Raw genomic sequence first — 7,601 nt, forward strand, 5'->3', positions numbered from 1 at the left:
CTATAACACGATGGCTCGTTATAATCAGGTTGGATATTCCAGTGCGCTTGCCATATTATTTATGGTCGCGTTAATGTCAATTTGCGGGTTTTTCATGATGCGGTTRTGGAATCCGAACAAGAAAGCAGTATGACACAGGGGGTTATCAATTGACTACGTTCACTAAACAAAGATTAACGGTAAGTTCCATGGTAATCCTGTTTTTAACGGGATTGTTTGTGCTTGCCTTCTTATTCCCTTACGTATATTTAATCATGACTTCCCTGAAAGAATCAGCTGAAGTTATTTCATCTACCCCGACCTTAATTCCTAGTGTATTCACATTGGAAAATTACCGGACGATGTTTGATTTACTTCCGATTGCAAAATATTTTGGCAACAGCTTTTTTACCGCAATTTCTAGTACCGTAATAAGTGTATTTCTCGGATCGCTCGCCGCATACGGCCTGTCCCGGTTTTCCTCCCGTTTGGGTAATATGTTTTTATTGCTGACCCTCGGCGTGCGGATGGTGCCTTTAATCAGCGTGGCGGTTCCGATGTACGGAATTATAAACCAGTTGGGCCTATACGATACGAAATTCGCGTTGATCCTTGTGTATACAAGCATTAATNCCTTTAATCAGCGTGGCGGTTCCGATGTACGGAATTATAAACCAGTTGGGCCTATACGATACGAAATTCGCGTTGATCCTTGTGTATACAAGCATTAACATTCCATTCGTGATATGGATGATGATCGGATTTTTTGATGGATTGCCAAAGGAGCTGGATGAGTCGGCTCGCGTGGATGGCTGCAGCAGGCTAGGTGCGTTTATAAAGATTATTCTGCCCATTTCCCTGCCCGGCTTGGCAACAACCTCCATCTTTTGTTATATGCTTTCGTGGAACGATTTTTTGATGGCATTGATGATGACCAGTACATCTGCTAAAACGATGCCTGTCGGTCTTTCCGAATTTTTGGGCGCGTATAATCTTGATTTAGGGCCTATGACGGCCGCGGCTGTCTGTTTCAGTTTACCGGTTATGATTTTCTCCATAATGATTCAAAAGTATATTGTAAGCGGCATGACGATGGGAGCAGTAAAGGAATGAGTGNGCGGCTGTCTGTTTCAGTTTACCGGTTATGATTTTCTCCATAATGATTCAAAAGTATATTGTAAGCGGCATGACGATGGGAGCAGTAAAGGAATGAGTGAAATGCCGGCTTCCTATCTCTTTCGTTAATGAAGCCGTCTGGAAACGTTATGCCGCATGGAAATAAGGAGGCGAACTCTATGTATGATGTTGTGGCACTAGGTGAATTATTAATTGACTTTACCCCTGACGGTTTGTCCGAGAAGGGCAATATTTTGTTCGAAAGGAATCCGGGCGGCGCACCCGCTAATGTTTTAGCCGTTTTATCTAAGTTTGGTAAAAAGACGGCGTTTATAGGCAAAGTGGGGCATGACCAATTCGGGTACTTCTTGGAGGAAACACTCCGGAATAATCGGATAGAATCGAGTGGTCTGGTGTTTGCTGAAAACGTAAATACGACACTGGCATTTGTTCATTTAAAAGAAGATGGAGACCGTTCGTTCAGCTTTTACCGAAAACCGGGCGCAGATCTTATGCTAGAGGAGAATGAAGTGAATTATGATCTAATCAGAAAAGGTCGGGTGTTTCATTTCGGTTCGGTTTCGTTGACGGGCGAACCTTTTAGGACGGCGACAATGAAAGCAGTTAAATTTGCAAAACAACAAGGGTTGTTAATATCTTACGATCCGAATTTAAGAGAACCGTTATGGGATTCACTGGACGAAGCCAAAGTCATCATTTCAGAGGGCTTGCATTACGCTGATGTGCTAAAAGTATCGGAAGAAGAGCTTCATTTTTTGACAGACAGTATGGATTTGGATGAAGGAACGAAATGGGTATGGGATAAATACGGCATTTCAGTCATTTTTGTCACCCTGGGTAACAAAGGCTGTTTTTACAGATTGCGCGGGGAAGTGGGCAGTATCCCTGCCTATCGAGTTAAAGCGATTGATGCAACGGGGGCCGGCGACGCTTTTTTTGGATCAATTTTATTTCACTTATTGGAAAATTATATGAAATTAGAGCAACTTACTATTTTAGATATTGAAAAATTCGTACAGTTTGCAAACGCTGCAGGAGCTTTAACTACGATGAGAAAAGGAGCAATCCCGGCGATACCGAATCTGGAGCAGGTTAAATTGTTTATGATGACAGGCTTTTTAGAGACGAGTAATCAATAGAAAGCTATTCCTAAAAGATACATTCATTGTTTCAGCCTTTAATGATTATTTCCCCGCAGTTTTTTTATTCAAATAAACAGCTTATATAAGGAGAGTAAACAAATGGAGACGCAAACTAATGGATTGGTTACTCACCGTGATGCTTTGCTTAAAGCCGAGCAATCTATCGCAAAAATAAAAGATACCGTAAACAAAGACATTCTTCGGCTGAAGTATCATTTTATGGCGCCGGCATACTGGATTAACGATCCTAACGGACTTATCTTCTACAAGGGAGAGTACCATCTGTTTTATCAGCATTACCCGTATGAGGCTAAATGGGGCGCCATGCATTGGGGGCATGCGAAAAGTAAGGACTTGGTGCATTGGGAGCATTTGCCTATCGCACTTGCGCCCAGTGAAGTTTATGACCTGGACGAGCGAGGCGGCTGTTTTTCCGGAAGCGCGGTGGATGACAACGGTATTCTGACGCTTCTATACACAGGAACAATCATTCGGGACGGTAAAGTCATTCAATCCCAGTGTCTGGCAACCAGTGAAGATGGAATCACTTTTGAGAAATTCGCCGGAAATCCGGTTATACCCGGTCCTCCTGAAGACGGCTCCGCCGATTTCCGGGATCCAAAAGTGTGGCAGCATGGTGATATGTGGTATATGGTCATCGGTTCAGGGAAAGATGGCGTCGGGAAAGCGTTGCTGTACAAATCGCAGGACTTGCGTCAGTGGGAATATGTCGGAGTATTGGCGGAAAGCGACGGAACCATGGGAACGATGTGGGAATGCCCCGATTTTTTCCAGCTCGGTGACCGTTATGTCTTGATGTTCTCGCCCATGGGGATGGGCGACCGGAAAACCATTTATCTCGTTGGAGACATGGATTATGTAAGCGGCAAATTTACCTGGGATGAAATGGGCGATATCGATACAGGTTTCGATTATTACGCACCGCAATCGTTTCTTGACGGCAAAGGAAGAAGAATTATCATTGCTTGGCTAAACGCATGGGATTGGATGCCTTGGTTCAAAAACTTCGGACCAACCGAGAAAAACCATTGGTGTGGGGCCATGTCAGCTCCAAGGACCGTGGAGCTGGACGCCGACGGAAGGTTGAAATTTACACCGGTGGAGGAATTGAAAGTGCTCAGGAGGGAGCATTACCATTTAGAGAATACAATCATTACCCCAGAAGGAACCGCTGTACTGCCCAAATATGTCGGCAGCGACTGTTTGGAGATCAAGGCGGAATTCCAACTGGAGGGAAGTAAGGCTGAAGAGATCGGCTTTGTATTAAGAGCTTCTTCCGATGGAACGCAGCAAACGATTCTTTCCTATAATCTGCAATCGAAGGAGCTTCGTTTTAACCGCAATCACTCTGACGGGTGGAGTGAAGGCATTCAATCGACCAAACTGGAAACATCGGACGATAAAACGTTGAAGCTTCATATCTTTATTGACACATGTGTTATAGAGGTATATACGGACGATTACCGTACGGCAGTAACCAATAATATCTATCCGGATCCAGCAAGCATAAACATGGATGTATTTGCAACTGGGGATCAGGCCAATCTGATTTCAATCGATATCTGGAAATTGTGCCCTGCGCAGGGAAGGGATAGGAACAGTTAGAAAATAATATATACAACTCTGAAGCCGGGCTGGGTGAATTATCCTTTCTTGGAAACGTTGAAAAAGGCTTTCGATGTTCCTTACAAATGGGACACGGATGTAAACGAAGCCGCATTCGGAGAATCGACATGGGGGGCTGCCAAAGGCATGGATAGCTGCGTCTACTATACGATCGGTACAGGAATCGGTGTAGGCGTTTATACGGAAGGAAAGCTGGTTCACGGCCTCGTGCATCCGGAAGGAGGACATATACTGACGAGGCGTCACCCGGAGGACGGTTTTGAAGGGCTATGTCCGTATCATGGAGATTGTCTGGAAGGTATGGCATCGGGGCCGGCGATTGAAAAAAGATGCAACATGAAGGGAAGAGAAATCCCTGCAGATCATCCGGCATGGGCTGTACAGGCCTTCTATTTCAAAGGATAGTTTATTCATTCGTGGATCTTGAAGCTGCCGTAAGTAAGCGTCGGCTAGGCCCTGCAAGCGCAGTTTGCGTAGGCAGGAAAAGCACGAATTCGTAAGGCTTTACTTCCAGCTATATCAAGGAAAAAGTAGTTTATGAACAAATACACTAAATTGATAGGAGAATTTATTTATGGCTAGTAAAAATTATTACGACGTAACAGAGTGGCCTGTCGGTAATCCGTATGAGGATATTGGTGAGGTAATCAATAGCATTATAGCAGATATTAAAAGTAGGCAAACAGACACTGATGTGAATAAAGGCGGAAAGCCGGGTGCGGTTATCTATATTCCACCGGGAGATTATCATCTTGGCAGTCAAGTAGTTATAGACATCAGTTATCTTAAAATTATGGGTTCTGGACACGGGTTTACATCTTCGAGTATTCGTTTTAATACTTCTGAGAATGAATGGGCAGATTTGCATGAATTGTGGCCGGGAGGAAGTCGCATACTCGTAGATATTCCCCTAGAAGTAAATGACAAGGAATATAAAGGAGCTGCATTTTATGTTGAACGAAGTGGAAATCCCCGAATAAGTTCGGTAGAGTTTTCTGACTTTTGTATTGATGGTTTGCATTTTATTGAAGATGGTTCAGGAGAAACAAATCCGGAAAACACATACACTAACGGGAAAACGGGTATTTATGTTGCAAGTGCTTGTGACTCATTTCGGATTACAGGCATGGGGTTTGTGTATTTAGAGCATGGAATTACTATTTATCATGCAGATGCACTGACTATACATGATAATTTCATAGCTGAATGTGGTAACTGTATAGAACTACGAGGTTGGGGACAGGCTTCAAAAATAACCGATAACTTGATAGGAGCCGGTTTTAAAGGATATTCAATTTACGCTCAAAATTTTGGTGGACTTTTGATTACAGCGAATAATGTTTTTCCACGAGGTGCGAGCAGTATCTATTTTGATGGTGTGACACGTTCCAGTATCACAAATAATAGACTTCATTCATTTTATCCAGGAATGGTGGTATTCAGGGAAAATTGTTCGGAAAACTTGGTTTCTTCAAATCACTTTTTACGTGACCATGAACCTTGGACTCCTTTTCTGGGAATAGACAATGGTTTAGATGATTTGTATGGTCTCCTCTATATCAGTGGCAATAATAATTCTGTAATTGCTAATCACTTTTCTGAAGGAATTAATACTCAGAACATCAAGCCGGTAGGTGCAACACCTGTAATCATACGTATTGTTTCGGGTAATGGAAATTATATTTCTAATAATCATGTTGTTGCCACGGAGGTTCATGCCAAGATAAGTGATTCTTGTTTCTCTGCGCAAGTAGACGCTTTGTTGACTACCGAAGCATCAGAGCCGCTTACCGTAACAACAGTATTGGTAGAAAAAGAATCGCTTCAAAATACGATTCTTGATTCGGGAAGTGATGCACAGGTTGTTATGGACAAGACTGTAAATGCATTCAGAGCCACTCCAACGCCAGGAGCATAAATAATATATTCAACTATGTTTTTGTGGTAGTTTTTGTTCCAAAGTTTCAATTGCAAGTCGGACACTTGAATTATTTCGTTTGTCATTTAATTTTTGGGGTGCTTCCTAGCGATGGAAGTGCCTCTTTTTATAGTGTTTCCCATATTTGGATAAATGCCAATAAAGTAGACAGAAAAAAAGGAATGTTTCTTTAGGAAGACTGCCAGAAAATGTCTTATTTTAAGTTTGGAGAAAGCATGACAATGGCAGAATGAGGTCTTCTAGGATTATAAAACCCTTCAATATATTCGAAACAAGCCAGTTTTACTTCTTTTAACGAAGCAAATTTTTTACGATTCAGTTCTTCTTTCTTCATATATTTGAAAAAAGGTTCTATTACTGCATTATCCCAGGGATAAGCGAGCTTTGAATAAGATGGAACGATGGCTAAAACAAAATTTATCTGCCCTATTAACTAGACATAATCTTCCGTCAGGAGCTTCACAAGTATATAGCGAGGAAATCTATAATGGATTTTTTGGCGCAACTGCATTTGTAATTGCTCATGAGATCGGACATCATTTTTTAAAACATACGAAGAATTCTCACAAATTCATGCAATCCAATCGTAGAATACCTGGATTCAATGTTAACCATGAATGGGAGTTCGCTGCCGATGCATTTGCGTTAAATTTAATGTTTTCTAATAAAGACAATGAGAAACGATTATTATTTAACACTGACTCACCCGTATATTTTTGTGGTCCTGTCATCGCCTTTTTAGCAATAGCCTGCGGGGACAATTCTCCATGTGAGGCCAGTGAATCTCATCCGTCTATTCGAGATAGATATCTAAATATGATGGAAGAGATTAAAAAGTATTGCGGAAGTTCCGACTACACTTTTTTTAACAAACTCGTATCAAAAACTCAATCAGCAATCAATAAAAAAGACCAGCCTTGGGGTAATGCAGTCTGGTGGAAGTGAATTTTTCCTAGCACCCATAAGACCAGAAAATCGAGATCAACTATATGTCTTAAATCAGCCCAATAATATACATAAAAGATTCATCGATGAGAGTGTGTCTTACGACACAAACATATTCGTTTAATCGGTTGGCGACACAAACGCAATCAATCACGAGCATTTTCACTTTAAGGGTGATCCCGAAGGAACGCGGCTAAACTCCCTCGGTAAGATATGATTTTCTCACGAATGCTCGCTTATTCGCAGGATTTCGCCCGGTTGGTAAAGGATGAAGACAAGAAGGGGAACTCCGTCTTAGACTTCGGCAACATGAAGGCGTACGGGAATAGAGGGGAATATATACTGCCCCATATAATTCCATTTACTGCACGCTTTCTCCACGCCGCCCCTGGAGGTTCTCACTCCCATGTCTCAACGGGTCTATGCCCTCTCATTCCTTCGTTACGCCTGTCCAAGGGGTGGAGGCCGGTCTTGCTAACGGTACGGGTCTGCGCCCTTTGGTTTAATTTATCCGGTACTCCGTGCTTTCTTTGAAATCCTGCGAATAAGCCAAAACTCGTACAACGAAACGGTAGATTATCGGTTAAGCTGCTAGCTGAATAGGCAACGTTTTAGGAGGATTATAGGCTTCGCCGCTGCGAGCCATTCYAACTAAGATTCTGGCTAATTTACCACAAAGCTTCATAATGGACCTCATCTTCTTCATCTTCTTTATCTGTACATTGTAGGCATGCATGGCTTTGAACTCCGGATTATTCGCGACTAAACTCATGGTCATCATGAAGATAAAACGTCGAAGGCGAGAGCGCCCA

General features: G+C 42.4%; 7 protein-coding genes and 2 pseudogenes. 7 read left to right on the forward strand and 2 right to left on the reverse strand.

The window, feature by feature from the left end:
• Positions 1 to 149: 149 nt before the first annotated feature.
• The 6 genes and pseudogenes from ASG81_RS33295 to ASG81_RS26975 all read left to right on the forward strand — a co-directional run.
• The coding region (locus ASG81_RS33295) for a carbohydrate ABC transporter permease (protein WP_442952965.1) at positions 150 to 611 on the forward strand (462 nt) is incomplete at its 3' end.
• 25 nt (positions 612 to 636) lie between these two features.
• Positions 637 to 1,092: a carbohydrate ABC transporter permease gene (locus tag ASG81_RS33300; RefSeq protein ID WP_056641951.1), complete on the forward strand. Its 456-nt coding sequence runs from the start codon at positions 637 to 639 to the stop codon at positions 1,090 to 1,092.
• Positions 1,093 to 1,274: 182 nt separating this feature from the next.
• The gene (locus ASG81_RS26960; RefSeq protein ID WP_056641954.1) at positions 1,275 to 2,255 is read left to right on the forward strand and encodes a PfkB family carbohydrate kinase; all 981 of its coding nucleotides are present in this window, start codon (positions 1,275 to 1,277) and stop codon (positions 2,253 to 2,255) included.
• Between the two features lie 102 nt (positions 2,256 to 2,357).
• Positions 2,358 to 3,884 carry a glycoside hydrolase family 32 protein gene (locus tag ASG81_RS26965; protein ID WP_056641959.1) on the forward strand — a complete coding sequence of 509 codons (1,527 nt, stop codon included), beginning with the start codon at positions 2,358 to 2,360 and terminating at the stop codon, positions 3,882 to 3,884.
• Between the two features lie 6 nt (positions 3,885 to 3,890).
• Positions 3,891 to 4,298: pseudogene (locus ASG81_RS26970) on the forward strand (ROK family protein); the annotation flags it as partial.
• 181 nt (positions 4,299 to 4,479) lie between these two features.
• Positions 4,480 to 5,823 (forward strand): NosD domain-containing protein, encoded by a 1,344-nt coding sequence (locus ASG81_RS26975; RefSeq protein ID WP_056641961.1) that lies wholly within the window; start codon positions 4,480 to 4,482, stop codon positions 5,821 to 5,823.
• Positions 5,824 to 6,037: 214 nt separating this feature from the next.
• Here ASG81_RS26975 and ASG81_RS34250 read toward each other — a convergent pair whose 3' ends face one another.
• Entirely contained in the window at positions 6,038 to 6,274 is a 237-nt protein-coding gene (locus ASG81_RS34250) for an integrase core domain-containing protein (protein ID WP_081417617.1), read from the reverse strand.
• Between ASG81_RS34250 and ASG81_RS26980 the strand changes: the two genes are divergently transcribed.
• Entirely contained in the window at positions 6,238 to 6,789 is a 552-nt protein-coding gene (locus tag ASG81_RS26980) for an ImmA/IrrE family metallo-endopeptidase (protein WP_200961627.1), read from the forward strand. The genes ASG81_RS34250 and ASG81_RS26980 overlap by 37 nt on opposite strands.
• Before the next feature lie 583 nt (positions 6,790 to 7,372).
• Here ASG81_RS26980 and ASG81_RS33305 read toward each other — a convergent pair.
• A pseudogene (locus ASG81_RS33305) lies at positions 7,373 to 7,601 on the reverse strand (IS110 family transposase); the annotation flags it as partial.

The sequence above is a fragment of the Paenibacillus sp. Soil522 genome (assembly GCF_001428245.1).
GTDB lineage: Bacteria > Bacillota > Bacilli > Paenibacillales > Paenibacillaceae > Pristimantibacillus.